Origin of the sequence: Sphingomonas tagetis, from assembly GCF_024211275.1 — a bacterium.
Lineage (GTDB): Bacteria > Pseudomonadota > Alphaproteobacteria > Sphingomonadales > Sphingomonadaceae > Sphingomonas > Sphingomonas tagetis.
Genome location: NZ_JAMLDX010000020.1, coordinates 1 through 26,152 on the forward strand (window position 1 = coordinate 1; position 26,152 = coordinate 26,152).

The window sequence follows — 26,152 nt, forward strand, 5'->3', positions numbered from 1 at the left end:
AACGTTCCGTCGAGGCAACATGGCAGCGCATCGGCATCCTGCTCGATGCCTTCCCACAACACGAATGCGCCAACTACCTCAAAAACTCCGGATATGCTTCAATCTAAGATGATCATGCTCTAGATCACTGGCGGCTTCGACCGTAGTTCAGACCGCGGTGACGGTTTGTTCGATTACGCCGAAAATCGGATGGTGGCGGTCGTCCTCCGCCCAGATGCGGACAGTATCGCCGGATTTGAGGAACGGCGTGGCCGGATTGCCGGACTGGATCGTCTCGATGGTGCGAAGCTCCGCGATGCATGAATAGCCGACCCCGCCGCGGTCCACCGGTTGGCCGGGGCCGCCATCGCCGTCGCGGTTGGAGACGGTTCCCGAGCCGATAATGGTTCCGGCGCCAAGCGCGCGCGTTTTGGCGGCGTGGGCGACGAGCGTGCCGAAGTCGAATGTCATGTCATCGCCCGCTTCCGCGCGGCCGAAGGGCTGGCCATTGAGATCGACCATCAGCTTGCGATGCAGTTTGCCGTCACGCCACCAGTCACCGAGCGCATCGGGGGTCACGAATACGGGCGAAAAAGCGCTGGCGGGCTTTGACTGGAAGAAGCCAAACCCCTTGGCGAGTTCCCCTGGGATCAGGTTGCGCAGCGATACGTCGTTGGTCAGCCCGACGAGCCTGATCGCGGCGAGTGCCTGATCGCGGCTCGCCCCCAGCGGTACGTCGCCGGTGACCACCACGACTTCCGCTTCGAGGTCGCACCCCCAGCTTTCGTCGGCGAGCGGAATCGGATCGCGCGGCCCGAGAAAGCCGTCGGATCCACCTTGATACATCAGCGGATCGTGCCAGAAGCTTTCGGGCATCTCGGCACCGCGCGCCTGACGCACCAGCGCGACATGGTTCACATAAGCGGACCCGTCGGCCCATTGATAGGCGCGCGGCAACGGCGCCGCGGCATCGCGCTCGTGGAAGCGATCACGCGGGATGACCTCATGCTCCAGATCGGTCGCAAGATTGCGTAGGTCGCCCTCGATCCGGTCCCAATCGTCCAGCGCGGCCTGCAGCGTCGGCGCAATGTGCGCGGCATCGGCATACCAGGCGAGATCGTTGGACACGACGACAAGCCGGCCGTCGCGGCCCTGCTTCAGACTGGCGAGTTTCACCCTGGCTTCTCCTGCTCCTGTCCAGCCACCTTAAGCGGCTGAATCGCTGTGTCGAGGCGAAGCTCGCGCATTGACAGCGCCTACCCCCAAGCCGCATCGCTAGACGCGATGCAATCGCACCTGCGCTTTCTCGATCATGGCGGCCTGATGGGGCCGATGATTCGAGATCACGACTGGCGCGGCAATCCGGTTGGACTCCCGGCCGACTGGCCCCAGTCGCTCCGCTTCGCGCTCGGCATCTGCATGGGATCGCGCTTCCCGACGGCGATCTATTGGGGACCGGACCTTCGGCTGTTTTACAACGACGCCTGGGCGCCAATCCCGGCGGAGCGCCACCCCTGGGCGCTGGGCCAGCGCGGACAGGACGTGTTTCCGGAAATCTGGGACGTCGTCGCGCCGCAATTCGCGCAGGTGATCGAGAGCGGCGAGGGCTTCGCCACCTTCGACCAGCGGCTCGACATGATGCGTGGTGGGCGGCTGCACGAGACCTACTGGAATTACAGCTTCACGCCGATCCGCAACGAATTGGGTGAAGTGGTCGGCGTGCTCAATCAGGGCAACGAGACGACGCGCACCATTCTGGCCGAGCGCGAACGGCTCGCCGAGATGGGACGGTTGCGCGACATCGTCGATCAGGCGCCTGGCGCGATGGCGCTGCTGCATGGGCCGGGCCACCTGATCGAACTGGCCAATTCCGCTTATGTTGAGCTGACCGGCAAGCGCGAGCTGGTCGGCAAGACCGTCGCCGAGGCGCTGCCCGAAGTGATCGACCAGGGCTTTGTCGAATTGCTCGATCAAGTCTTCGCCAGCGGCGAGACGTTCCGCGCGAGCGGGACGCCGGTCGTGCTGGAGCGGCACGGCATCACCGAAACGCGATTGCTGGATTTCGTCTATCAGCCGCTGAAGGACGCGAACGGCGTCACTACCGACATTTTCGTCGAGGCCAACGACGTTACGGAACGCGCGATGGCCGAGGCGCGGCTGCGGCAGAGCGAGGAGCGGTTGCAGCTGGCGCTGGATGCGTCGCATGGCGTGGGCACATGGGACTGGGACGTCGCCACCAACCGCGTTCGCGCCGATGCGCGTTTCGCACGGCTCTATGGCGTCGATGCCGAAGCCTCCGACCAAGGCGGCCCAATCGACTTGTTCTTTGCGCGGATCCACAGTGACGATGCCGTACGTGTACGGAGCGAGATCGAGGCTGCGATCGCCAGCGGCGACCGGTTCGAATCCGAATACCGTCTCGTTTCGGCTGCGGGCGAGACACGTTGGGTGACCGCGCAGGGCCGCTGCAGCTATGACGAGGACGGCCGGCCCCGCCGCTTTCCCGGCGTCAGCTTCGACATCACTGAGCGCCGTGCTGCCGAGGCTGCGGCCCACAAGGCGGCTCAGGAACTCAAGGCCGCGACCGAAGCGCAGGCATTCATCTATGGCCTCGCCGATCGCTTGCGCGGTCTCGATTCGCCGGAGGCGATCATGCGGCTGAGCGCGTCGGCGCTCGCCCGGCGGATGCAGCTCGACCGTGTCGGTTTTTACCGCGTCGGCGCGGAAGGGTGGGTGCAGTTCGGGCCGAGCGTCACGACCGACCGGCTGCCGCCGCTCGAAGGCACGCTGGCGGCCGAGGCGTTGGGACCCGCGCTGGCATCGTACCGCAGTGGCCGGACCGTCGTGGTCGCCGATTCCGCTACCGATCCGGCCTATGCCAATTCGCAGGTGCCGCGGCTGTCGCCATCGGGCGTCGGCGTGCCGCTGACGCGCGGCGGCGTGTGGGTCGCCGCGCTCTATGCCAACAACGCAGGCCCGCGAAACTGGAGCGGGGACGAGATCAACTTCATCGAAGCAGTGGCCGAGACGGCGTGGGATGCCGTCGAACGCGCTGCGGCCGTGACGGCGCTGCGCGACAGCGAGGAGAAATTCCGCGCAATCGCCAATTCGATCGATCCCATGATCTGGTCGACGCAGCCCGACGGCTATCATGATTATTATAACGACCGCTGGTACGAATATACCGGCGTTCCCCATGGGTCGACCGACGGTGAAGCGTGGAACGGCATGTTCCATCCCGACGATCAGGACCGGGCCTGGGCGATCTGGCGGCATTCGCTCGAGACGGGAGAACCCTATCGCATTGAATATCGCCTGCGGCATCACAGCGGTATCTATCGCTGGGTGCTGGGGCGGGCGCAGGCGGTGCGCGACGAGAGCGGGCGGATCATCCGCTGGTTCGGCACCTGCACCGACATCCAGGACATCGTCGATGCGCGCGAGGTGCTGGCGCGGTCGCGCGCCGAGTTGGAAAGCGCCATCGCCGAACGCACCAGCCAGCTGATGGCCGCCGAGGAACGGCTGCGGCAGGCGCAGAAGATGGAGGCGGTCGGCCAGCTCACCGGCGGCATCGCGCATGATTTCAACAACATGCTGGCGGTGGTGATCGGCGCGCTCGACATGCTCGAGCGCCGCATCGCGCAGGGCAGCACCGAGCTCGACCGCTATATCGTCGCCGCCAAGGATGGCGCCAGCCGCGCCGCGGCACTGACCCAGCGGCTGCTTGGTTTCGCACGGCAACAGCCGCTGGCGCCGGTGCCGCTCGACCTCAACCGCCAGGTGCGCGGCATGGTCGAACTGCTGATGCGCACGCTGGGCGAAGACATCACGATCGAGACCCGACTGACCGCGGAAGTCGATGCGGCGATGGCCGATCCCAATCAGCTCGAGAATGTCATCCTGAACCTGTGCGTCAATGCGCGCGACGCGATGCCGAATGGCGGGCTGCTGACCATCGCCACCGCCAACCGCAGCCTGGATGCAGCGGCGGCGGCGAGCGCCGGGATCCATGCGGGCGATTATGTCGAGCTGACCGTCGCGGATACCGGCCTGGGCATGTCGCAGGAAACCGTCGCGCGCGCGTTCGATCCGTTCTTCACCACCAAGGGCGTTGGCAAGGGAACCGGACTCGGCCTCAGCCAGGTGTTCGGCTTCGTCCGCCAGTCGGGCGGCCATGTCTCGATCGAGTCGGCGCTCGGGGAGGGGACGCGCGTGCATCTCTGGCTGCCGCGCCATGGCGCGCCGGTCGGGTCACCCGATGTCCTCGAGCCGCATGGCGCGCTCCCGGAGGGCTCGGCCGACGAGGTCGTGCTCGTGGTCGAGGATGAGGAGCGGGTGCGCAATTACTCGGTCGAGGCACTGCGCGAGCTCGGCTATACCGTGCTGCACGCGCCCGACGGGCGGGAGGCGTTGCGGCTGCTCAGCAGCAACCAGCCGGTGTCGCTGCTGTTCACCGACGTGGTCATGCCCGAACTCACCGGCGACGAGCTTGCGCGGCGCGCACGGATGAAGCGTCCCGAGCTCAAGGTGCTGTTCACCAGCGGCTACACGCCCGATGAAGCGGCGATCGCGCAGCGGCTGTCCGATGGCGGACGTGTGCTGCCCAAGCCTTTCGGCATCGCCACGCTCGCGGCAACGATCCGCGCCGCGCTCGACGCCTGACTCAGGGCAAATTCGCGCGTAATTCGTCGAGCCACGGCTTGGCCGTGCCGTCCGACGGCGCGCGCCAGTCGCCGCGCGGCGACAGCGCGCCGCCGGCGGACACCTTGGGACCATTGGGGATCGCGCTGCGCTTGAACTGGCTGGTCTGGAAGAAGCGCACGAGGAACTTCTCCAGCCAATGCCGGATCGTCGCGAGGTCGTATTGCGCACGCGCTTCGGCCGGGATGCCGAGCGGCCACAGCCCTGCCTCGCGGTCCTGCCAAGCCTGCAGCGCGAGGAAGGCGATCTTGGACGGCGCCATGCCGTGCCGCACGACATAATGCAGGAAAAAGTCGTTGAGCGCGTAAGGGCCGATCTTGGCCTCGGTACTCTGCAGCGCGCCGGATGCATCGGCCGGCACCAGCTCGGGCGAGATTTCCTGCGCCAGGATCGCCTCGAGCACCCGGTCGGTCTCGGGGTCGAACTGGTCGGTTCGCTCGCACCAGCGGATCAGATACTGGATCAGCGTCTTGGGCACGCCGGCATTGACGGCATAATGCGACATATGGTCGCCGACGCCATAGGTGCACCAGCCGAGCGCCAGCTCGCTCAGGTCGCCGGTGCCGATCACGAAGCCGGCGCGCTGGTTGGCGAGGCGGAAGAGATAGTCGGTGCGCAGCCCCGCCTGCACATTCTCGAACGTCACGTCATAGACCGGCTCGCCGTCGGCGAACGGATGGCCCATGTCGGTCAGCATCTGCCGCGCGGCGGGACGGATATCGATTTCCTCGCCGGTCACGCCGATCGCCTTCATCAGCGCCCAGGCATTGGCCTTGGTGCCCTCCCCGGTGGCGAAGCCGGGCATGGTGAAGCCGAGAATGTCCGCCCGCGCGAGGCCGATCCGGTCCGCCGCCTTGGCCGCGACGATCAGCGCGTGCGTCGAATCGATCCCCCCCGACACACCGATGACGAGCTTCCTGGCGCCGGTCGATTCGATGCGCTTGCGCAGGCCCTCGACCTGAATGTTGAAAGCCTCGAAGCAATCCTCGTCGAGCTTCTCGGGATTGTTGGGCACGAACGGATAGCGGCGGATGGTGCGGCGGAAGCCGATATCGTCGGCCCCCGGCTGGTGGCTGAAGGTGATGCGGCGGAAGCGGGTTTCGGGATGCCCGGCGGCGGCGGCGGTATCGTTGAACGTACCGAAGCGCATCCGCTCCTGCCGCAGCCGTCCCGCATCGACATCGGCATAGACGATCTCGGTCGCAAGATCGAAGCGGCTGGACTCCGCCAGCAATTCGCCCAGCTCGTAGATCAGGCTCTGCCCGTCCCACGCCATGTCAGTCGTGCTTTCGCCCGGTCCCGCGGCGGAAAAGACATAGGCCGATGCCGTGCGCACCGACTGTGCAGCGCACAGCAGCGCCCGCTCGCGAGCCTTGCCGATGACGATGTTCGAGGCGGAGAGGTTGCATAGGATCAGCGCGCCAGCGAGCGCGCCGTTCGTGGACGGCGGTTGCGGTCCCCAGAAATCCTCGCAGATTTCGGCGTGGAAGGTGAAGTCGGCAAGATCGTCGGCGGCGAAGATCAGGTCGGTGCCGAACGGCGCGGTCTGCCCGGCGACCTCGATCGTGCTGCTCAGGCCAATGCCCGATGCGAACCAGCGCTTCTCATAATATTCGCGGTAATTGGGGAAATAGCTTTTCGGCACCACGCCGAGCAGCTTGCCGCGCGCGATCACCACCGCGCAATTGTATAGCCGCCCGTTCCGTTCGAGCGCCGCGCCCGCGACCAGCACCGGCTTGAGCTTCGCGCTTGCTTCGATCAATGCAGCCACGCCCTCGCGCGTCGCGCGCAGCATCGCGTCCTGCAAATGCAGGTCGTCGATCGCATAGCCGGTGATGCTGAGTTCCGGGAACAGCAGCAGATCCGCGCCCGCCGTGTCGCCCTGTTTCGCCAGCTCGACATGCGACGCGGTGTTGGCGGCGACGTCGCCGACCGTGGCGATCGGGGTGCACGCGCCGACGCGCACCAGCCCGTGCGAATGGATCGAATGAAAGCGGTGCTTCGCCATCGGACGTCGGTTCCCGGTCAGTTCCCGGGGGGACTTAGCCGGTTGGCGCTCGCAGCGCTACCGATGCCGGTCAGGCGTCGGCGCGCGCGGCATAGATCATCCGCCCTTCGCCGAGCAGCGAGAACAGCTTCTCCAGCTCGTTCTCACCGACCGCGAAACAGCCCTGGCTGCGCCCGAGCTTGCCGTGCTTGGAGATCATGTCGGCGTTGGAATACCAAGCCGCATGGACCACGATCGCGCGGTCGAGCGCATTGTTGTTGGTCGCGTCGAGTCCGATCAGCCGCTGCGACAGCTGGTGCTGGCCGACATAGTAATTGGCGGCGAGGAACGCGCCCTCGCTGGTCGCTTCGGAATTCACTTCGTTCGAAAAGCGCTGGAGCATGCCGGTATGCTCGGGGTCGGAGCCGATGCCGTGCGACACGAGCATCGAACGTGTCGCGCCATTGTGCAGATCGACGAGATGAAAGCGCAGCCGCGACGAGGGCAGCGAGAAATCGGCGATCGCGATACGATCCTGCTGGCGGACGCGGTCGCCATGGCGTTCGAGCGCGGCCAGTGCGCGCTGGAACAGTTCGGGACGAATCCCACGCGGTGCCGTGGTGACCCGCGCGACCGGCTGCGCGACCGGCGTGGCGACGGGCGGCGGCACCGGGACGGGTGCGGCCGGCGCCGGACGCGCTGCCGTCGAGACCGTGCTCGAAGCACAGCCATAGAGAAATCCGGTCCCCGCGACCGCTGCCGCCGACTTCAGAAATGCGCGGCGCGACGATTCCGCTTCGATCACTTCGTTCATGCGTCCTCTTGGCCCCCGAAAATCTGGCCGAGCGCCAATATAGCGGAAGAATGGTTCGATTCGCCTGAACATGTTCCCTGTTTTGGACCGGTTCGCCGCGCCGCGTGCCCGTTCCATCGAAAGACGCCGTCAAGTCGGGACATATTTTCCGCTTGGAGAAGCTCGTTTCGGCGTGCCACCAACTTGGTCATCCTCGCGTTTACCTTCGACGCGGCGTGGAGAATCGGATGGCCGTGGCGGCGATGCGGGCATTATTGGCGGGCGGCCTTGGCGTCGCCCTTGCGTTGGCGGCACCCGCCTCGGCGCAGCAAGTGCCCGCGTCTGGCCCCGGCGAACTGCTGCTGCGCAACGGCCAATGGACCTGGCTGGAGGAAGCAGCCTATCAGCGGGCGGGCGGATCGAGCGACGTCTCGCTCATCATCAGCATCCCCGGCCAGATCGCCTATGTCTATCGCGGCGGCGTGCTGATCGCAGCGTCGACGGTGTCGACCGGTAAACCCGGCAAGTCGACGCCGGTCGGCGAATTCCCGATCCTTCAGAAGCGTGAATTTCACCGCTCCAACATCTACAGCAACGCACCGATGCCGTTCATGCAGCGGTTGACATGGACCGGTATCGCGCTGCACGCCGGCACGCTGCCCGGCTATCCCGCCTCGCACGGCTGCATCCGCTTCCCGCGCGAATTCGCGCGGCGGCTGTTCGAGGTTACGCAGCTGGGCACCAGCGTTTCGGTGGTCGGCTATGAGATCGACGATCCGCGCGTGCGCCGCGGGGTGCCCCGGCTCGCTCCCGAGCAGGTGGCGCGCGCGCCCGACCCGCCCTTCCTGCGTGCCGATGTCGCCGCGTTCCGCATGGGCGATTTCGACGTGGTCACCGCGAGCAACGACGTCATCATCCCGACCGTCGAGGTGCGCGAAGTGACGACCGATGGCGGCATCGCCTTCGCCCCGCTGCAACCCGTCGTCCAGCGGACTCCGCGTCGGCGGCGTTAGCGCTTGATCCAGCTACGCTGGATGGCGGCACCGGACCGCTCCCCCACCCGGCCACCCATATGATACTGCCGTTGGGTGGCCGGGTGGGGGAGCGGGCCGGTGCCGCGCCGGGTTCAGCGCTGCAGAACCGCATCGACGCGGCTTCACAACTTCACGCTTGACCCCGCGCTGCTTCGGGCCGAAAGGCGCCGCGCGGGTGTTTTGCTGCACCCGCGAAACGATCGCGCCGGTGCCCGAAAGGGCTCCACGGGAATGCGGTGCGGACGGGTGACCGTCCAATGCCGCGGCTGTCCCTGCAACTGTAAGCGGCGAGCGCGATGCACAGGCTCCTCCACGCGAGGGGCGGCCACTGGGGGCGACCCTGGGAAGGTGTGCATCGAGCGACGACCCGCGAGCCAGGAGACCGGCCGGCGCGGTGTCGCTCTTTGCCCTGGTCCAGGTGAGGCCGCGGCACGGTGATTCCGTCTGAGCGACGACCCATGCGGCCGGGCCGCATCGGGACGCCGCGACGGGTGCCAGCGCCCATCCCGACCGGCAGCCCGGCCGATGCAAGTCGGCAGATCCGGCCCGACGTTGCTCAATGGCGCCGGGGGATCACCCGATGAAGACTGTCGTTTCACTGATCGCGCTCGCCGCATCCGCGCCCGCGCCCGCGCTCGCCCAGACCACCCAGGCCGAGGACGACACGATCGTCGTCACCGGCGCCGGCATCGAACAGCCGCGCGACGAGGCGGGTCAGGCGATCACGGTCATCGACGCCCGGACGATCGACACGCGCCAGGCGACCGATGTCGTCGATCTGCTGATCACCACGCCGGGCGTGCGTTTCAGCCGCAGCGGCACGACCGGATCGGTCACCGGTATGTCGCTGCGCGGCGCCGAGACCACTCAGACGCTCGTCCTGATCGACGGGGTCAAGGTCAACGACCCCAGCGGCATCGGCGACGGCTATGATTTCGGCCATCTGCTCACCGGTAATATCCGCCGGATCGAGGTGCTGCGCGGCTCCAACTCGGTCGTGCATGGCAGCCAGGCCATCGGCGGCGTGGTCAGCGTCACGACTGGCGTACCTGAGGGCGGGTTCGGGGCAGACGCTTCGGCCGAATATGGCTATCGCGACACGCTCAACGCCAAGGCCAGCGTGGCGGGCACCGCCGGGCTCGCCTCGGGCAGCGCCGGCCTCGCCTATTTCCGGACCGACGGCATCTCGACCGCGGCGCCCGGCACCGAGCGTGACGCCTACAAGAACCTCGCCGCCAATGCCCGACTCAAGCTCGACTTCAGCGACACGCTGAGCCTCGACCTGCGCGGCTATTACATCAATGCCGACCTCGATTATGACAGCTTCTTCGGCGCGCCCGCCGACAGCGCCGACGTCAGCAAGATCGATCAGGTCGCCGCTTATGCCGGGCTCAACTTCGCGCCCGACAGCAGCTTCCACAACCGCGTCGCGGTCACCTGGCTGCGCAACGATCGCGACTATTTCTTCGTGCGCGGCGACATCGCTGACTACGGTTACAGCGGCACCAATCTGCGCTTCGAATATCAGGGCGTGCTGACGCCGTTCGAGCAGGCGAAGTTCATCTTCGGCTATGAGCATGAAAAGCCCGATTATGATTTCTTCGGCTTCGGTTCGACCAGCAGCGCGAAGGCCGACATCGACAGCCTCTATCTGCTCGCGATCGTCAAGCCGCTGCCCGGCCTCGCGCTGACTGGCGGCGTTCGTCACGACGACCACAGCCAGTTCGGCGGCGCTGTCACCTTCGGCGCGAACCTCAATTACTCGCCAAATGACGGTGCGACCAATTTGCGCGCCAGCTATGGCGAGGGGTTCAAGGCGCCGTCGCTCTACCAGCTTTACGACAGCTTCAGCGGCAACGCCGCGCTGCTGCCCGAGCGCTCGCAAAGCTATGACATCGGCATCGACCAGCGCTTCGACGCCAATGGCCGCGCGGTGCTTTCGCTCACCGCGTTCCAGCGCGATACCACCGACCAGATCAACTTCAGCAACGTCACCTTCACCTATGGCAATCTCGACCGCACGCGGGCGAAGGGGGTCGAGGCGACGCTGGCGCTGCAGCCGGTCGAAGCGCTGACCTTCACCGCCGCCTACAGCTATATCGACGCGCGCGACCGTTCGACCGGCACCGCCAATTTCGGCAAGCGCCTGCCGCGCCGCGCCGAGGATGCGGTCAGCGTCTCGCTCGATTACGAATGGCCGTTCGGCCTCGCGACCGGCGCGACGGTGACCGTCGTCGGCGACAGCTTCGATAATGCCGCCAATACGCGGCGGCTCGACGGCTATGCGCTGGCCGGCGTGCGCGCGTCCTTCCCGATCGGCGAGGTGCTCGAGTTGTACGGCCGCATCGACAATCTGTTCGATGCGCAATACGCCACTGCCTATGGCTATGGCACCTTTGGCCGCGCAGCCTATGGCGGCGTGCGTGTGCGCTTCTGAAGCATGTGTGGGAGAGGCGGGCGCTGCGCTCGCCCTCCCTCAATCCGCGGGCGGTGCCCCGGCGTAATTGACCGGCGCCACGGCGAATTCGAACGGCCGCAACGGCCCGCCGAGCGCCGTGACGAGCGCTTCTTCGATCCGCCGCCGGCTCTCCGCCGCGATCGCCTTGCGCCCGGGAAAGTCACGCGGATCGAACGGTTCCAGAAAGCTGATCCTCAGCGGAAAATGCGGCCTTCTCGACAGGATGCGTAGGGCATTGTTCAGTCCGCCTTCCTCGCCGACCCAGCCGATCTCCTCCGATGCTGCGCCGTAATCGAGCAGCACCGGCTGCACCATCACGCCCGGTGGCGGCGGTTCGAGCACGCGCAGCATTGGCGTCTTGAACGGCAGCAGCGACTTGCCGTCGGTGGTCGTGCCTTCGGGAAACACCGTGATCGCCCAATTTTCGGCGAGCGCATCCCTCAACTCGTTGATTTGCTGGGCAACACCCATGCGGTTTTCGCGCTTCACATAGACGGTGCGGTTGAGCCCGGCGAGCCAGCCGATGACCGGCGACGCACCGATCTCCGCCTTGGCGACGAACGCCGTCCCGCTCGCTCCGCCGAGCGCGAGAATGTCGATCCACGACAGATGGTTGGAGACGTAGAAGACATCGCGCCGCAGCGGCGTCCCCACCACCTCGACCCGCGCGCCCGCGATCCGCGCCGCCCGACCGAGGAACCAGCGCGGCCAGGGCGAGGGCAGGCGCAACAGCCGCCACAAATAATGCATCGGCACATGGGTCAGCACCGCAAGCAGCAGCAGGCCCACGCGGCGCCAGAACCGGAATGTCTCCGCCGGCGTCAGCTCGGTCTTCTCGCCGAGCGCGGCGGCGCGGCGCCGGGGATCGACGCCGTGCAAGCGTTAGTTCTTTCGCTCCAGCGCGACGCCGTAGAGCTCCATGCGGTGATCGACCAGCCGGAAGCCAAGCCGCTCGGCGATCTGCTTCTGCAATTGCTCAAGCTCGGGATCGACGAACTCGATGACCTTGCCGGACTCGACGTCGATCAGGTGATCGTGATGCGCTTCGGGCGCGGGCTCGTAGCGTGCACGGCCATCGCCGAAATCATGCCGGTCGAGGATGCCCGCCTCTTCGAACAGCCGAACGGTGCGATAGACCGTGGCGATCGAGATGCCCGGATCGATCGCCGAGGCGCGGGCATAGACCTTCTCGACATCGGGATGGTCATCGGCGTCGGACAGGACGCGCGCGATCACCTTGCGCTGCTCGGTGATGCGCAGGCCCTTTTCATGACAAAGGGCTTCGAGATCGATCTTGTGAGGCATGGCGCCGATGTAGCGGCAATATGAGCGCGGGAAAAGGACCAGAAATGTGAAACGCCGGCCCGGGCGGGTAGCCCAGACCGGTGTTCTTGTTAAGGTCGCGGTGCCAGCCCGCTCCCCCACCCGGCCACCCATTCCAGAATCTCCTGCCGACGGGTGGCCGGGTGGGGGAGCGGGCGGAGCAGCCCAAGGCTCTGGCGATGCAAAGCATCGACGGACAGGCTGCGAAGGGCGGCACCGCACGCGCCGCGAGGCGCGTCGAGATCAGCGCTTGCGGCGCTTGGTCCCCAGGCCGATCTTCTTGGCCAGGCTGCGGCGCTGCTCGGCATAATTGGGGGCGACCATCGGATAGTCGGCCGGCAGATTCCACTTGGCGCGATACTGGTCGGGGGTCATCTGATAGTGAGTCATCAGATGCCGCTTGAGCATCTTGAGCTTCTTTCCGTCTTCCAGACAGACGATATAGTCGGGCTTGATCGAAGAACGCACCGAAACCGCCGGTTCCTGCTTCTTGACTTCAGGTTCCGGCGCCTTCGCGCCAAGAATCGCCAGCGCGCCATGAACGTTGGAGATCAGCAGCGGGAGATCGGATACCGCCACGCTGTTGTTGCTGACATGCGCGGCGACAATGTCCGCGGTCAGCGTGACCAGCGTTTCATGCAGGTCGTTCTGCGGGTCCATGATGATCCTTTCGAATGAAGTCGCGGCGAAAGACTACTGGCCGCATTTTCAGCGCTATCGGACCGGCAGCAGTGAATTGCAAGATGCGCCCGATGCATTTCGGCGCAAGTTAACCAATCGATCTCGAAAAAGTGTGGGCATCAAACAGCTTGCCGTCTTTTCCACGATAGTAATCGCGCCGCTCGCCGACCTTGTCGAAACCTTCGCTGCGATATAGCCGTATCGCTTCATTGTTGGCCCGAACCTCGAGATGAAGCGTCGTCGCGCCGCGTTCGCGTGCATCGGTCATGATCGAACGCAGCAGCGCGGTGCCGACGCCGCGCCGCCGCAGCGCCGGCCGGATCGCCAGCAGCAGCAGTTCCGCCTCGTTTGCAACGGTCCGGGCGAGCGCGAAGCCGGCTGGCTTCGCACCACACCAGGCGATGCTGAACCACACGCCGGGCAGCGCCATCATGCCGAGGCACTGGCTGGGGGTCCATGCCTCGCCAAAGCGCGGATCGAACGCCTCGCCGATGATCGCGTTCACCGTGCCGAGATCGGCCGGGCCGCCATGGACGATCTCGATCAGCTGCGGCGCGCTGCTCATCAGGCCAGCGGCTTGGCGTCGGGCGCGCGACCATAGATTGGCCGCGCGGGCAGGCCGGTTCGTTCCGGCCGCAGCAATAGGGCGTCCGCGGCGCGCGGCAGCGCCTCGCGCAAGTCGAGTGACGGATCAAGCGCAGCCAGATGGCGGACGCCATTGCCGACCGCGACGCGGCCGCCCAGCGCCGCCAGCGCCGCACCTGGCTTGAGCGAGGCGAAGGCGGCGTCATCGCCGGGCTGGCGCGTGAATGCCTGCATAAAGACCTCACCATGTCCGCCTTCGAGCACGACCGCAAGATCGGCGAGCGCGGGATCGGCGGCGAACGCGGCGGCGGCGACCAGCTGGAGCGACGAGAACCCGGTTGCCTCCGCATTCCAGCCGAGCGCCAGCCCGCGCGCCGCGGCGATGCCGACGCGGATGCCGGTGAAGCTGCCCGGGCCGCAATCGACGAGGATGCGCTCGGCACGCCCCCCGCCAGGCAGCTCGGCGATCATCGGGATGAGCCGTTCGGCATGGCCGCGCTGGACCACCTCATGGCGCTCGGCGATGACCGTACCGCCCTCGATCAGTGCGACCGAACAGGCCGCTGCGGCGGTTTCGATAACCAGATTGCGCGGCACGTCAGCCAATCGTGTTGAACTGCTCGAATTCGGGCCGCGGCAGCCGGCCGAAGATGCTGGCCGGATCGCCGACGCCAAGCGTCGCGATGAAATTGGACTTCACGTTGGGCGTGTCCGCAAAGAAGGCGGCGTCCACCTTGGCGTTGTCGAACCCCGACATCGGTCCGGTGTCGAAGCCGAGTGCGCGCGCTGCGATGATGAAATAGGCGCCCTGCAGCGAGGAATTGCGGAACGCCGAGACTTCGCGGCCCGCCGGATCGGCGAACCACGGCCGTGCATCGACGTGCGGAAACAGCTGCGGCAGATGCTCGTGAAACTCGCGGTCCATGCCGATGATCACGGCTGCGGGCGCTGCGCGAATCTTGGGCGCGTTGCTCCCCGACGCCTGCTCGGCGAGTTTGTCTTTCGCCGCCTGGCTCAGGCACCAGACGAAGCGCGCGGGCTGCTGGTTGGTCGCGGTCGGCCCCATCTTGAGCAGGTCATAGATGGCGCGGATGTCCGCCTCGGTCACCGGCGCGTCGGTATAACCGTTATAGCTGCGCGCGGTGCGGAAGATCGTGTCGAGGCCGGCCTCGTCGAGCGGCTGACCCATCAGACCGCCCGCACCTCGGTGACTTCGGGGACGTAATATTTGAGCAATTGCTCGATCCCGTTCTTGAGCGTCGCGGTCGAGGAGGGGCAGCCCGAGCAGGCGCCCTGCATCTGGAGATAGACCTTGCCCTTGTCGAACCCGCGATAAATGATGTCGCCGCCGTCATTTGCGACGGCCGGGCGCACGCGCGTCTCGATCAGCTCCTTGATCTGCGCGACGATATCGGCGTCCTCGGGATCGTCGGTAAAGCCTGCGTCATCGGCCGGAACCGAGAAGGCGGCGCTGCCCTGACGGAACAGCGGCATGTTCGCGCTGAAATGATCGAGCAGGATGCCGAGCACATCGGGCTTGAGCCCGTGCCACTCGACCCCGGGGCCGGCGGTGACCGAGATGAAATCGCGCCCGAAGAACACGCCGGTCACATCGCCCAGCCCGAACAGCGCCTCGGCGAGCGGCGAGGCCTCGGCCTCTTCCGGGGTCGCGAAATCGCGCGTGCCGGTGTCCATCACGGCCTGGCCGGGCAGGAATTTGAGTGTTGCCGGATTCGGCGTGGTTTCGGTTTCGATCAGCATGGCTCCCATTTGGGGGCAAAGCCGCGCCGCATCAAGCGAGCGGCGGGAAACCAATCATTGCCGCCGCACGACTGAAACTGTCGGATGCGCGTCCGTGGCGCGTGCGGCAAGCATCGGTGATGCTCGGACTCCTCCTTGCCGCGGCCGTCGCAATGGCGGCGCCCCAGTCTGACTGGGACCGCGACCGCGACCGCGCCGATGCCGGGGCGCTCGCAGTCCTGGCGAAAGGGTGCGATCTCGATTTCGACGTCGGCGTCACGCGCGGGATCAACTATCGTCATGACATCGGCCGCTATCTGCGCGCGATGCTCAAGGACCCGCCGGCCTGTCCCGGCCTCGCGCAACGCGCCGCGCGCTTCGTGATCGACTCGGTCGGTGCGCCCGAACGCGCCGATGTCGATATCGAGATGCTGGCGCGCGCCCGCGACCTCGTTCGCGACGGGCGGCTGGTGCGTGCCGACCGGGCGCTCGACCTGCGCTATTCGCGAATCCTGTGGCTGTTCGAGGCGGTGCAGGCACGTGCCGACTGGCCCGTCGCCGAATGGCGGCGTTGGGCCGAGAGTCCCGAAGCCATCGCGCTGCTCGCCGCGCGCAACGACATGGCCAAGTTCCGCAGCGAGCGATCATTGCAGCTCGAAGCCGAACTCAGGTTGCGCCGCGACCTGCCCGCCTATGATCCGCAGCGTGCGGTGAAGCTGATCGGCGACCCGCGGCTGAGCGGTGAGCTTGCCGTCGCCGAACGAATTGCCGCCTTGTGGTCCGACGGCGTGCATCTGCCACGCGATCTCCGCGCGGCGGCGATGCCGTTCCGCTACGGTGCGACGCTCGACAGCCCCTATGGCGTCGGCCACCGCCTCGGCTTGCTGAAGATCGCGCGGCTCGCCGCCGCCGCGGCGCGAACGCCCGCCGACCGCGCGCTCGCGCTCAACCTGCTGTTCGGCGCAGCGCTGGGCGGCGACACGGAGGTCGTGGCGGAACGCGACGCGTTGCTCGCCAGGCTGGGCCGCATCCCTTCGGTTGCATTGGCGCCGGACGAAGCCGAACGGATCGGCCGCGCGATCGACAGCGATTATGCCTGGGCGCTCGGCACCAGCGGGGCGGAAAAGCCCGGCCGCGACCGCACGATCGGATTGCGTGCGCTGATCGGCCCCGATGGCCGCGTCGCGATGGTCAGGGTCGCCAGAAGCTGCGGCGTGGCCGAGCGCGATCGCCGCGTGGTCGCGATCTGGTTCCAGTACGGGCCGCGCATCGACCTGTCCGCCACCGCGCGCGGGCGCTTCGTGTGGGTCGATCTGCCGCCGATCGATCCCGAACTCACCACTTGGGACGCCTATCAGCGCTGGAACAAATGAAGCTGCGCCGCGCGCTTCCCTTTTCGCTACAGGAAGCGTAAGGCACCGCGTCAATTTTACGATACGTACCAAGAGGTTTGTTTGGCCAAGGAAGAACTGCTTGAAATGCGCGGCCGCGTGGTGGAGCTCCTCCCCAACGCGATGTTCCGCGTCCGGCTCGAGAATGAGCACGAGATTCTCGGCCACACCGCCGGCAAGATGCGCAAGAACCGCATCCGGGTGCTGGTGGGCGACGAGGTGCTCGTCGAACTCACGCCCTACGATCTGACCAAGGGCCGCATCACCTATCGCTTCAAGTAACGGCCGGGCCATGCGGCTCGTCCTTGCCTCCACTTCGCCGCGCCGCCGCGATCTGCTGGCGCGGATCGGCGTCACGCCCGATCGCATCGCCGCGCCTGAAATCGACGAGGCCCCGCGCAAAGGCGAGCTGCCGCGCGTCTATGTCCAGCGCATCGCACTCGGCAAGGCGCAGGCGGTCGAGCGCGCCGATGACGAAATCATATTGGCCGGCGACACGACGATCGCGGTTGGCCGCCGCATCCTCGGCAAGCCCGATGACGAGGCCGATCTGCGGCGGATGCTGGCGCTGCTGTCGGGACGGCGGCATCGCTGCCTGTCCGCGGTCTGTCTGATCGGCCTCGACGGCAAGGCGCGACTGCGGCTCAGCGATACCGTCGTCGCGTTCAAGCGGCTGACCGAGGCCGAGATCGACCTGCATGTCGCGAGCGGCGAAGGCATGGGCAAGGCTGGCGGCTATGCCATTCAGGGCCGCGCCGAGGCATTCGTCCGCTTCCTCTCGGGCAGTCATTCGGGCGTCGTCGGGCTGCCGGTGTTCGAGACCCGCGCGCTGCTCGAAAGCGCCGGATATCAGCTTGGCTGAGTGGCTCTACGAAGCCGGGATCGGCGAGAACCGGGCCGCTCTGGTCGCGCGCGGCACGATCCGCAAGGCGCGGATCGAGCTGCCCGGTTTGCGCACGGGCACCATCGCCAGCGCCAGGCTGATCGACAAATCGACCGGCAAGGTCCAACTCGTCAGCGGCGAGGAGGCGCTGTGCGATCCGCTCCCGCCGCGCGTGACACAGGGCGCATCCTTCATCGTGCGGATCGTCCGCGAGCCGGTCTTCGAGCGCCGCCGCGCCAAGCTCGCCAAGGCCGTGCCGGCGCTCGACGCGGCGCCAGTCCCCGGCCCGGATCTGCTGGCGCGCATCACCGCCAGCGGCTTGCCCGTGCGTCAGCTGCGCGCGCACGAGCCCGATGCGCTCGAAGATGCCGGCTGGTCCGAGGTGCTGGAGGAAGCCCGCACCGGCGAGATCGGCTTTCCCACCGGCGCATTGCGGCTGGCGCTGACCCCGGCGATGTTCCTGTTCGACGTCGACGGTCCCGCGCCACTCGGCCCGCTCGCGATCGACGCCGCGCATGCCGTCGCGGGCGCGATGGAACGGCTCGGCATCGCCGGCTCGGTCGGCATCGATTTCCCGACGCTCGCCAACAAGGCCGAGCGCAACGCCGTCGCCGAGGCGATTGACGCCGCGCTGCCGCAGCCGTTCGAGCGCACCGCGATGAATGGCTTCGGCTTCCTCCAGATCGTGCGGCGGCGCAGTCGCATGTCGCTTCCCGAGCTGTTCGCTGCCGACCCGGCGGGCGCCGCGCTGCGCGCCGAACTGCGCCGGCTCGAGCGCCTTCCCCCGCCCGCGCCCGATACCCATATGCTGCCCGGCGCGCTGCTGCGGCGGCTGGCGCGCGAGTCCGGCTGGCTAGCCGAACTGCACCGCCGCACCGGCGGGCGCACGCAATTTGTGGAGCAGATGTGAAACGCCAAGACTGCCCGATCTGCGGCGAGCCGGCCGACCCGGCGTTCAAGCCCTTTTGCAGCCGCGGCTGCAAGGACCGCGACCTGCTGCAATGGCTCGGCGAAGGCTATCGCATGCCGGGCGCGGCGATCGACCCCGATGATCTGGAAGGCGCGCGAAGCGGGCTGGACAGGGATGAAACCCGCGACTAAGAGCGCCGCTCCACTGATGCCCGGGTAGCTCAGTTGGTAGAGCATGCGACTGAAAATCGCAGTGTCGGCGGTTCGACTCCGTCCCCGGGCACCATCACCCCATCCGCCAGCATCCACCACCCCGCAAAAAGCGGCAGTTTTCTGCCGTTTTTGACGGTATCTGCACCTTCAAAATCCGGACCGATCCATTGGAAGCCGGAGCATTTGACGGTATATTGACGGTATCAAATCGCGAGAAGCGGAGCAGATACCGTCATGCTTACCGATGCGGCCGTTCGTAGAATCAAGCCCGGTGAAAAGGCCTTTAAGGTCAGCGACATGCACGGGCTCTATCTGCTCGTCCAACCGAACGGCGGCAGATACTGGCGGATGGACTACCGTCATGACGAGAAGCGCGGCACGCTGGCGTTGGGCGTCTATCCAACTGTTTCTCTCAAGGAAGCGCGTGAGAAGCGAGCAAACGCTCGCAAGCTGCTCGACAAAGGTGTGAACCCTTCAAGCTTCAAAAAGCTGACCCGGGGCGTGGGGCGAATCTCCGCCAACGATTCGTTCAAGAGCGTGGCCGATGAGTGGGTGCAAAAGATCGAGGCCGAAGGGCGCGCGTCCAAGACGCTGGAAAAGGTCCGGTGGCTGCTCGCCTTCGCCGAGCCTTTGATCGGTAGCCGACCGGTCAGCGAGATTACTGCGCCGGAAATTCTGACCGTCCTTCGAACAGTGGAGGTGCGGGGACGATACGAAACTGCGCGCCGATTGCGCAGCACCTGCGGCAGCGTGATTCGCTATGCCATCGCGACTGGCCGGGCCGACCGTGACGTGACTGCGGACCTGCAGGGGGCGCTCATTACGCCGAAGGTAAAGCACCATGCCGCGATCGTTGACCCGCGCAAGGTCGGACCGCTGCTTCGGGCCATCGACGATTATGAGGGGCAGCCGGCTGTTGCGATCGCACTGCGAATTGCGCCGCATGTGTTCGTCCGCCCTGGCGAACTGAGGTCAGCAGAATGGTGTGAGTTTGATCTGACCGAGAAGGTCTGGACGATCCCAGGGTCAAAAATGAAGATGGGACGGCCTCATCGAGTACCGCTGTCTCGGCAGGTGCTGCGCCTGATTGACGAGCTTCGGCCTCTTAGCGGTAAAACGAAGTTTCTGTTCCCTAGCGTCCGATCCGACGAGCGTTCGATCTCCGACAACACGATCAATGCGGCGTTACGCCGCCTTGGCTATGACAAGGACGAGATGACCGGTCATGGCTTCCGCGCGATGGCGAGCAGCATTTTGAATGAGACGCGGAAGTGGCATCCCGATGCTATCGAGCGGCAACTGGCGCACGTCGAGAACAACGACGTGCGGCGGGCTTACCTCCGCGGTGAACATTGGAATGAACGCGTTCGGATGATGCAGTTTTGGTCAGACCATCTCGACAAGCTCAAGCGAGCCGGGAACAGGCAATCGCGTAGTTAGCTGCTGAATAGGCCGAGCGTGGTGGAGATCGCACATTCTGCCGATGGCCCCTTTTGGGAAGAGTTTCCTATTTCCGGACTTGGGCCGACAGTTCGACTTTGGATTGCACCCAAATAAAACCGGACAGCGCCAGCTCGCGTGGACGCTCGTCTCGACACCGGACAAAGCCCACGAACCTAACTTCCCGAGATAGCTGTTTCTAGCGCCGCTGCGTCCTCGGCATATTTGTGAGCGATGAGTTCGGTGATTGTAGGGACAGGCGCCGTTCCGATATGTTTCGCGACGAACGCCCGTTGATCATCCCGGGTCGCGCCAACGAAATGCCTGGCGCGCTGCACGACCAGCTTGTTGCTGTGCTTGACGAAGTCCAGTTCCCGCACCCGCTGCAGAGTCTCGAACGTGGAATCGTGGTTGAACGCAATGAACGCCCGGCGCGGACTGACCGGCATGACGATATGGGCGTCCTTCCCCGCAAGCCCGTTGGTCGACATCACCGGGCTGTCGCTGACCAGGAAATCGATCGGTGCGTCGGCAAGCGTGAGCGTCGTCCACTTCATATTGTTGATGCGCTCGCCGACCTTGGCGTGATCGATGCTCTTTTGGAGCAGGTACATCGCTACCTTCTCGACGATGCGCGGGTCGCGAGCGATCATATGATCCTCAAAGCGCTCGGGGTCTTCGGGCTTGCGCAATTCGGCATATTTGGCGGCAATCTCCGGCGCTGTCGTGCCCCAAAGCGAGGCGATTGCTGCCTTGTAGGCCTGAACGCTCGCAGGGGTGCGTATCCACAAGGATAGGATGAAGCGACTCCAGCCGCTCCGCGTAATCGAGGTCCAGCTCCAGTCCTTATTTCCGAGCAGGATCTGATGCGCCTTGGCGGCGGATTGATCGACGCTCGACATGAACCGGCTCTCGACCTGCTGTGCCTTGTCCGGCGTTTCGCCGGGCACCTCGTACAAAAAGGGCTCGAACCCGATTGCCCCAGTCGATACCCGCTTGGCGGCAAATTTGTTCGGCACGGGCTTGGAGTAGCGCCATAACTTCCCGGCATCGACTGCCCATTCGCGCAGCATGAACTGCGGAATATAATGATGGTCGCGCGGCGGGTTCGAAGGCGCCAAGGCTATTCCACCCGAATGTGGAAATTGGGTATGACGGCCCGCACGCGGTCGAGAATGGCGGTGCGTGCGTGGTCGAGCTCTGTTCCGACATCGCCATGAAGGATGAAGGTAGGGCAGTTCGGATCGCCGCATTGGCAATGCTCGATCGATCCGTCCTGCATGCGCCGTTTGAACAATTGCCGCATATTATCGAGGCTGCGGACAATGCCCTCGAACGCCTTGCGCGTTCCGGTATCGCGAATGTCTCGAATCGACGGGATGCGGCGAATCAGCTCGCCGTCGCGTGATCTCCAGATACCCGTGCTGAGCGCGCCGATCGTATCTTCGATCGCTTGGCGGAATGCCCCCAGATTGCTCTCCGCATGGAAAGGCGTCCAGAACGCAGGCCGCTCGAACGGCATCGCCATTTGTGCCAGCACTTCGGCATCGCCTATATCGGCGAACGTGCTGAAGAAGGCTTGCAGGCCGGCCCCGTCATCGGGGAAGGGCACGCCGTCCACAAAACGGCGAAGCAGGAATTCGGCGCGAAGGCGCAAATGCTCCTCGAACTCGGCACCCGACCAGATCGTGACATGGCCAATCTTGAGTGCCTTCGCGGCCTTTGCGATCGCGTCACGACGACGCGCTGAAACCGCGCCGCGGCAGACGAATTTGAACGCTTCCGGGACTCCCGTTGGCGCGTTGGCTGCGCCCTTCATATCGCGCTTCGCTTTGGCGACCGGGAGGTCGTCGCGGTTGGCGCACTGGATCACAGTCCGGCGCCCTGACGTTTCGTCGATCGGTTCGATCCCGATGATGTCGCGGCCCATGTCGCTGCCGGTCTGGCCATACCAGGCAAGGTCACTCCAGTCGGCCCAAAGATGGTAGCCGAACACCAGCCGCTCGAACTCCTGTCCGCTAAAGTCTTCGAAATGGACCGGTCTGACCGTGACGTTGGGCAATCTTCCTCCAGAATTCGGAATTGGCCGCACGCTCTGGACACGGCGCCGGGCTTGCTCGATGTTCGCTTAATGTACACGACCCCGCCTTCCGGACAATCCAGCCAATCTGGCCTCGCACCAGGTGCGTACGGGCGGCATACTGGATGAGCCTGCGCTTCTCGCCGCAGGGACCGGCATTCCCTGAGCAGCTGGTCGATGCGCTGCTCACCGGCGATGTCGTATTCCTTTGCGGAGCGGGCGTAAGTGCGCCGCAGCTGCCGGGATTTGCCGGTTTGGTCGAACAGTGTTTTGCCGCGCTCAACCTCGAGATGACACCGTCTGAACGCCTGTCCTTCACCGAAGGCCGATTTGAGGAAGCGCTCGGCTCGCTCAGCCGGCGCATCGTCGATCCCGGTGAAATGGTGCGATCCGTGGTGGCGCTGTTGCAACCGCCTGCCGAGGTTGATCTCAGCCATCATACGACCATTCTGCGTCTTTCGCGCGATCTCGAAAACCGCCCGGCGATCGTGACCACCAATTTCGACACGCTGATCGAGCGGGCATTTCTACAGACCGAGGATGCCCCTACCGTTCGCGCGCTGAGCTTTGCCGGGCAGGATCTCCCGCCGCCGGGCGCGGCGGGGTTCGGGGGCATCATTCATATACATGGCCGCATCGCCGACCAGGCGATCGAGCTCGAGGAGACGCCGCTGGTCGTCACCAGCGCCGATTATGGCGACGCTTATATGCGTTCGGGCTGGGCATCGCGGTTCCTGTTCGATCTCTGCCGGTGTCGCACGATCGTGCTCGTCGGCTACAGCGCGGGCGACGCGCCGGTGCGCTATTTTCTCAACGTGCTCGAAGCCGACCGGCAGCGCTTTCCCGACTTGCGCCCGGTTTATGCACTCGATGCCGTCGATGCCGAGGACGGCGTCGAGGGAGCCGACATGCGCTGGGAAGCGCTGGCGGTCACGCCGATTCCCTACGCGTATGAATTCGACGCAGAGACAGAGCGCAAGACGCACGCCATCCTGTGGCGTGATCTCGATATGCTGGCGCGGCTGGTCGAGCGCCCCAAGGCGACGCGCCGCGAATGGGCGCAGGTCATCCTCGCCAAGCGCTTCGCAGATGCCGAACCGGCGGAACTCGAACATCTCGCCTGGCTGGTTTCGGGCCGTCGCGATCTCTACGACGTGGTCATCCGAACCGTCACCGATCCGGCCTGGCTGGATTTTCTCTCGGACCGCTCGCTTTGGACCGAGCGCGACGCGACCTGGATCGTCGCACGCTGGATCGGCCGGGAATTCGCGTCGGCCGCGCGATTCCGGCTGGCCCTTAAATGGCTCGAGCGGCTGGGCAAGCCTTTCGCCGACGATATCGCCCAGCAGCTCCGGCAGACCAAAGGTCTCGACGAACTATGGCTTCGTGCCTGGCGGCTGCTGGTAGTGAGCCGGCCGCATCGCGGTGCCACCTGGGAAGACCGCGCCTACACGGTCCAGCAGACGCTCGCCGGCAGCGTTGTGCTCAACGCGGATCTGCACAAGGCGATCGACCTTCTCAGCCCGGTACTCACCCTGAGCGCAAATCGCGACGATATGTATGGCGAGCCAGCACCCGATCCGCCCCGGCGGCTCGCCGACCTCACCTGGGCGCGGTTGAGCGTCGATGATCGGGGAGGAGCACCTGAGCTGCTTGCGGCGCTTGTCGCGGTGCCGCAGCCGCTCGCCATCCTCGGAACCGCTACCGCCAAACTGCAAGCAATCGCCGGCTTGTCCCTCGATGCCGGCATGATTGTAGACGACTATGACACCAGCGATTTTTCGGTGCCCTCGGTCGAACCGCACGAGCAGAATGATCATCATGACGGGCCGGTGTTTCTCGTATCGCTGCTTGCGCAAATTCTGCCGGCCGCGGCCGAAGCCGACCAGCCGCAAACCCGCCTCTTCACCGACCTGTGGTGGCAGATCCCCGGCATGCTCGGCATCCGGCTGTGGCTGCATGCGCTCCGCAGCGAGGCGCTCTACACCGCTGACGAGGCGATGGCGGGGCTGCAGACGCTGCCGCGGGACACGTTCTGGCATGTGCGTCGCGAACTGGTGCTGGTGCTGCGCGATCGCGCCGCGAAAGCGGCTCCGGCGCTGGTGCACGCAATCGAGCACCGGATCTTGAGCGAGGGCGCCGAATATTACGCGCGATACACGATCGAGGACGGCCAGCCCGACTGGCGTGCGCATGCACGAGATGCCGAAGTATGGCTGCGGCTGAACATGCTGGCGGAAGCCGGCATGCTCTCGGATGATGGCTCCGGCGAACTCGCCGCCATCGTCGCGCGCCGCGACTATCTCGACCGTGCGGTTCAAGACCAGGACTTTTTCGGCTCCTATTCGTCGGGCGTCCGCACCGTGGTGGGCGACGTTACGCCGATCATCGAAGCGGCGGACGATGAACGGCTGCAGGTCGCGCGCGACGTCTTGCGCAGTCCCGATATCGAAAAGCAGCAGGGCTGGAGCATGTTCTGCCGCACCGATCCGAGCGGCGCGTTCGATACGCTGAGCCGTGCTCCGCTGGAGGCGGCCAATGCGCCGCTATGGGCCGATCTGATTTCGGCGTTGTCCTTTCCGGAAGGCGAGCGCGATGCGACACGGCGCGACCTGGTTGTACGCGTTTTCGTTACGCTTGAGCCCGCAGAAGATCCCTTTCTCGAGCTGATCGCATATCCACTTGCCAATCTCTATTGGAGCGCTCCGCGCCGACAGGAACCGGCGATCGCGGCATGGCTGCCGCGGCTGCTCGCCAACGCGGTCGCGCACGATCAGGAGCCGCTCGAGTCGACGCGCGACCTCTATAGCGATACGATCAATTCCGCGGCGGGCCGGCTCACCGAGGCTCTGCTCCTCGACATCGAGCACTTCCGGCAAAACGAAGAGCCGGTGCCGCCTGCGCTGATCGATGCTATGACCAATGCCGCTGGCGCGGAGGGCAGGCAGGGCGCGTTCGCACGTGCCGCGCTGATTCATGCCGCGGGCTTCGTGACGACTATCGAAGGTCAGCAAGTCGAACCGATCCTCGGCGTCGCGATGGAAGGGGAAGGCGACGAGGCGCGGGCGCTGCGGGCAGTGTTGGTTAGCGACACGCGCTTGTCCGCTGCTGCATCGCGCGCCTTTCCTCGCTCCATTCTGCAAGGGGTGCACGAACTCGCGGCGCGAGGACATGACGCGACCGCGGCGGCTGCCAAAATCCTAGCGCCCCCGCTGTCGGTGTTGCGCGGTGAAGGGACCCTCGAGCATTGGGGTCTAAGCACCGCAGATGCGGCGCGCGCATTGCGCACCGGCCCGCCGGCGCTACGTGAAGGTGCCGCCGAACTGCTCGGACAGTGGATCCATCAGCTCGCGGGCAGTCCCGAAGCGGGCTGGCGCAACGGAATAGGCCCGCTCTTGGTGGCGGTATGGCCCCGCGAGCGCAGCCTGGCGGACCGTGAACTTAGCCGTCACTTTGCGGACCTGGCGGTCAGCACCGGGGACGCCTTTCCTGAGGCGCTGGCCCAGCTGTTGCCCTATCTTTCGGTTATCGAAGGTGGCGGGAGTACTTACGCGATCGAGAAATCAGCGGTGCCGGAGCGCTTTCCGCGCGAGACGCTCGTCATCCTCTGGAAGCTATTCGGGCCCGGCAGTAGCGGCGATCTCTATGGCGTCCCAAAAATCCTCGACCGCCTTGTCGCGGCACTTCCTGCAATCGAGCTGGACCGCCGCCTACAATGGCTGGAGCAACGCGCAGTACGGTACGACTGACGCGAGCCTTATTGACGATATTGAACGGCCGCTTCCGGGCAGCGCTGCCAACTCGTTGAATGACTGCCTATAAGGCGCGAGGCAGCCTATTGGCGAGCGAGGGCTCGTGATCGCGCTTTGACAGTTGGCGCGGACTTCCAAGGCCGCGTCGGCGATCTTCGTCAGTTCCGCCTATCGCTGAGCGGGCAAGGGCGCACGCCGTCACC

General features: G+C 65.7%; 22 protein-coding genes, 1 tRNA gene, 1 pseudogene and 1 riboswitch. Of the genes and pseudogenes, 12 read left to right on the plus strand and 12 right to left on the minus strand.

Annotated elements, in window-relative coordinates; translation table 11 throughout:
- A pseudogene (locus M9978_RS19185) lies at positions 1 to 107 on the plus strand (IS630 family transposase); the annotation flags it as partial.
- Positions 108 to 147: 40 nt separating this feature from the next.
- Here the strand turns inward: M9978_RS19185 and M9978_RS19190 are convergent.
- Positions 148 to 1,155: a fumarylacetoacetate hydrolase family protein gene (locus M9978_RS19190; protein ID WP_254296091.1), complete on the minus strand. Its 1,008-nt coding sequence runs from the start codon at positions 1,153 to 1,155 to the stop codon at positions 148 to 150.
- Between the two features lie 108 nt (positions 1,156 to 1,263).
- On the opposite strand from M9978_RS19190, the gene M9978_RS19195 reads away from it, so the two are divergent.
- Complete coding sequence (locus tag M9978_RS19195) at positions 1,264 to 4,641, plus strand: PAS domain-containing protein (protein ID WP_254296093.1); 3,378 nt, start codon at positions 1,264 to 1,266, stop codon at positions 4,639 to 4,641.
- 1 nt (position 4,642) lies between these two features.
- Here M9978_RS19195 and M9978_RS19200 read toward each other — a convergent pair whose 3' ends face one another.
- Together M9978_RS19200 and M9978_RS19205 are read right to left on the minus strand one after the other, a co-directional pair.
- On the minus strand, positions 4,643 to 6,688 hold the full coding sequence (locus M9978_RS19200; protein WP_254296094.1) for an NAD(+) synthase: 2,046 nt from the start codon (positions 6,686 to 6,688) through the stop codon (positions 4,643 to 4,645).
- A gap of 70 nt (positions 6,689 to 6,758) precedes the next feature.
- A complete protein-coding gene (locus tag M9978_RS19205) occupies positions 6,759 to 7,481 on the minus strand; it encodes a murein L,D-transpeptidase catalytic domain family protein (RefSeq protein ID WP_254296095.1) in 723 nt (240 codons plus the stop codon).
- A gap of 227 nt (positions 7,482 to 7,708) precedes the next feature.
- Between M9978_RS19205 and M9978_RS19210 the strand changes: the two genes are divergently transcribed.
- Together M9978_RS19210 and M9978_RS19215 are read left to right on the plus strand one after the other, a co-directional pair.
- Positions 7,709 to 8,473: a L,D-transpeptidase family protein gene (locus tag M9978_RS19210; protein ID WP_254296096.1), complete on the plus strand. Its 765-nt coding sequence runs from the start codon at positions 7,709 to 7,711 to the stop codon at positions 8,471 to 8,473.
- A 210-nt stretch (positions 8,474 to 8,683) separates the two neighbouring features.
- A riboswitch (cobalamin riboswitch) is annotated at positions 8,684 to 8,899 on the plus strand.
- 175 nt (positions 8,900 to 9,074) lie between these two features.
- Positions 9,075 to 10,931, plus strand: coding sequence for a TonB-dependent receptor plug domain-containing protein (locus M9978_RS19215; protein WP_254296097.1), 1,857 nt, complete (start codon positions 9,075 to 9,077; stop codon positions 10,929 to 10,931).
- Between the two features lie 39 nt (positions 10,932 to 10,970).
- Here M9978_RS19215 and M9978_RS19220 read toward each other — a convergent pair whose 3' ends face one another.
- The 7 genes from M9978_RS19220 to M9978_RS19250 all read right to left on the minus strand — a co-directional run bounded on the left by M9978_RS19220 (position 10,971) and on the right by M9978_RS19250 (position 15,302).
- A complete protein-coding gene (locus M9978_RS19220; protein ID WP_436977205.1) occupies positions 10,971 to 11,831 on the minus strand; it encodes a lysophospholipid acyltransferase family protein in 861 nt (286 codons plus the stop codon).
- A gap of 3 nt (positions 11,832 to 11,834) precedes the next feature.
- Positions 11,835 to 12,257, minus strand: a complete 423-nt coding sequence (locus tag M9978_RS19225) for a Fur family transcriptional regulator (RefSeq protein WP_254296098.1) — start codon at positions 12,255 to 12,257, stop codon at positions 11,835 to 11,837.
- Between the two features lie 261 nt (positions 12,258 to 12,518).
- The gene (locus tag M9978_RS19230) at positions 12,519 to 12,935 is read right to left on the minus strand and encodes a Ros/MucR family transcriptional regulator (RefSeq protein ID WP_254296100.1); all 417 of its coding nucleotides are present in this window, start codon (positions 12,933 to 12,935) and stop codon (positions 12,519 to 12,521) included.
- Between the two features lie 109 nt (positions 12,936 to 13,044).
- Complete coding sequence (gene rimI / locus M9978_RS19235; protein ID WP_254296102.1) at positions 13,045 to 13,521, minus strand: ribosomal protein S18-alanine N-acetyltransferase; 477 nt, start codon at positions 13,519 to 13,521, stop codon at positions 13,045 to 13,047.
- The gene (gene tsaB / locus M9978_RS19240; protein WP_254296104.1) at positions 13,521 to 14,147 is read right to left on the minus strand and encodes a tRNA (adenosine(37)-N6)-threonylcarbamoyltransferase complex dimerization subunit type 1 TsaB; all 627 of its coding nucleotides are present in this window, start codon (positions 14,145 to 14,147) and stop codon (positions 13,521 to 13,523) included. The genes rimI and tsaB overlap by 1 nt, the downstream gene beginning before the upstream one ends.
- Positions 14,140 to 14,730 (minus strand): malonic semialdehyde reductase, encoded by a 591-nt coding sequence (locus M9978_RS19245; protein ID WP_254296106.1) that lies wholly within the window; start codon positions 14,728 to 14,730, stop codon positions 14,140 to 14,142. Before M9978_RS19245 ends, tsaB begins: the two co-directional genes overlap by 8 nt.
- On the minus strand, positions 14,730 to 15,302 hold the full coding sequence (locus M9978_RS19250) for a NifU family protein (protein WP_254296107.1): 573 nt from the start codon (positions 15,300 to 15,302) through the stop codon (positions 14,730 to 14,732). The genes M9978_RS19245 and M9978_RS19250 overlap by 1 nt, the downstream gene beginning before the upstream one ends.
- A 152-nt stretch (positions 15,303 to 15,454) precedes the next feature.
- Here M9978_RS19250 and M9978_RS19255 point away from each other — a divergent pair, with 152 nt between their 5' ends.
- From M9978_RS19255 to M9978_RS19285, 7 genes are all read left to right on the plus strand, one after another.
- The gene (locus M9978_RS19255) at positions 15,455 to 16,654 is read left to right on the plus strand and encodes a hypothetical protein (RefSeq protein WP_254296108.1); all 1,200 of its coding nucleotides are present in this window, start codon (positions 15,455 to 15,457) and stop codon (positions 16,652 to 16,654) included.
- An 81-nt stretch (positions 16,655 to 16,735) separates the two neighbouring features.
- The gene (infA, locus tag M9978_RS19260; protein WP_254296109.1) at positions 16,736 to 16,954 is read left to right on the plus strand and encodes a translation initiation factor IF-1; all 219 of its coding nucleotides are present in this window, start codon (positions 16,736 to 16,738) and stop codon (positions 16,952 to 16,954) included.
- Positions 16,955 to 16,964: 10 nt separating this feature from the next.
- Complete coding sequence (locus tag M9978_RS19265) at positions 16,965 to 17,534, plus strand: Maf family protein (RefSeq protein ID WP_254296110.1); 570 nt, start codon at positions 16,965 to 16,967, stop codon at positions 17,532 to 17,534.
- Positions 17,527 to 18,465 carry a ribonuclease gene (locus tag M9978_RS19270; RefSeq protein WP_254296111.1) on the plus strand — a complete coding sequence of 313 codons (939 nt, stop codon included), beginning with the start codon at positions 17,527 to 17,529 and terminating at the stop codon, positions 18,463 to 18,465. The genes M9978_RS19265 and M9978_RS19270 overlap by 8 nt, the downstream gene beginning before the upstream one ends.
- The gene (locus M9978_RS19275) at positions 18,462 to 18,656 is read left to right on the plus strand and encodes a DNA gyrase inhibitor YacG (protein WP_254296112.1); all 195 of its coding nucleotides are present in this window, start codon (positions 18,462 to 18,464) and stop codon (positions 18,654 to 18,656) included. The genes M9978_RS19270 and M9978_RS19275 overlap by 4 nt, the downstream gene beginning before the upstream one ends.
- An 18-nt stretch (positions 18,657 to 18,674) precedes the next feature.
- A tRNA-Phe gene (locus tag M9978_RS19280) sits at positions 18,675 to 18,750 on the plus strand.
- 161 nt (positions 18,751 to 18,911) lie between these two features.
- Positions 18,912 to 20,117 carry a tyrosine-type recombinase/integrase gene (locus M9978_RS19285; protein ID WP_254296113.1) on the plus strand — a complete coding sequence of 402 codons (1,206 nt, stop codon included), beginning with the start codon at positions 18,912 to 18,914 and terminating at the stop codon, positions 20,115 to 20,117.
- A gap of 176 nt (positions 20,118 to 20,293) precedes the next feature.
- Here the strand turns inward: M9978_RS19285 and M9978_RS19290 are convergent, their stop codons facing one another.
- Both M9978_RS19290 and M9978_RS19295 read right to left on the minus strand, forming a co-directional pair.
- Positions 20,294 to 21,238, minus strand: coding sequence for a DUF4238 domain-containing protein (locus tag M9978_RS19290; protein ID WP_254296114.1), 945 nt, complete (start codon positions 21,236 to 21,238; stop codon positions 20,294 to 20,296).
- Between the two features lie 2 nt (positions 21,239 to 21,240).
- Positions 21,241 to 22,179, minus strand: coding sequence for a hypothetical protein (locus M9978_RS19295; RefSeq protein ID WP_254296115.1), 939 nt, complete (start codon positions 22,177 to 22,179; stop codon positions 21,241 to 21,243).
- Positions 22,180 to 22,577: 398 nt separating this feature from the next.
- Here M9978_RS19295 and M9978_RS19300 point away from each other — a divergent pair, with 398 nt between their 5' ends.
- The gene (locus M9978_RS19300) at positions 22,578 to 25,946 is read left to right on the plus strand and encodes an SIR2 family protein (RefSeq protein WP_254296212.1); all 3,369 of its coding nucleotides are present in this window, start codon (positions 22,578 to 22,580) and stop codon (positions 25,944 to 25,946) included.
- Positions 25,947 to 26,152: the final 206 nt, after the last annotated feature.

Bases quoted from the DNA above. Each gene is read 5' to 3' on its own strand.
- M9978_RS19230 (WP_254296100.1), bottom strand. From the start codon at position 12,935: ATGGACCCGCAGAACGACCTGCATGAAACGCTGGTCACGCTGACCGCG.
- M9978_RS19225 (WP_254296098.1), bottom strand. From the start codon at position 12,257: ATGCCTCACAAGATCGATCTCGAAGCCCTTTGTCATGAAAAGGGCCTG.
- M9978_RS19200 (WP_254296094.1), bottom strand. From the start codon at position 6,688: ATGGCGAAGCACCGCTTTCATTCGATCCATTCGCACGGGCTGGTGCGC.
- M9978_RS19210 (WP_254296096.1), top strand. From the start codon at position 7,709: ATGGCCGTGGCGGCGATGCGGGCATTATTGGCGGGCGGCCTTGGCGTC.
- M9978_RS19195 (WP_254296093.1), top strand. From the start codon at position 1,264: ATGCAATCGCACCTGCGCTTTCTCGATCATGGCGGCCTGATGGGGCCG.
- M9978_RS19215 (WP_254296097.1), top strand. From the start codon at position 9,075: ATGAAGACTGTCGTTTCACTGATCGCGCTCGCCGCATCCGCGCCCGCG.
- M9978_RS19205 (WP_254296095.1), bottom strand. From the start codon at position 7,481: ATGAACGAAGTGATCGAAGCGGAATCGTCGCGCCGCGCATTTCTGAAG.
- M9978_RS19255 (WP_254296108.1), top strand. From the start codon at position 15,455: ATGGCGGCGCCCCAGTCTGACTGGGACCGCGACCGCGACCGCGCCGAT.
- M9978_RS19265 (WP_254296110.1), top strand. From the start codon at position 16,965: ATGCGGCTCGTCCTTGCCTCCACTTCGCCGCGCCGCCGCGATCTGCTG.
- rimI (WP_254296102.1), bottom strand. From the start codon at position 13,521: ATGAGCAGCGCGCCGCAGCTGATCGAGATCGTCCATGGCGGCCCGGCC.
- M9978_RS19245 (WP_254296106.1), bottom strand. From the start codon at position 14,730: ATGGGTCAGCCGCTCGACGAGGCCGGCCTCGACACGATCTTCCGCACC.
- M9978_RS19250 (WP_254296107.1), bottom strand. From the start codon at position 15,302: ATGCTGATCGAAACCGAAACCACGCCGAATCCGGCAACACTCAAATTC.
- M9978_RS19300 (WP_254296212.1), top strand. From the start codon at position 22,578: ATGGTGCGATCCGTGGTGGCGCTGTTGCAACCGCCTGCCGAGGTTGAT.
- M9978_RS19285 (WP_254296113.1), top strand. From the start codon at position 18,912: ATGCTTACCGATGCGGCCGTTCGTAGAATCAAGCCCGGTGAAAAGGCC.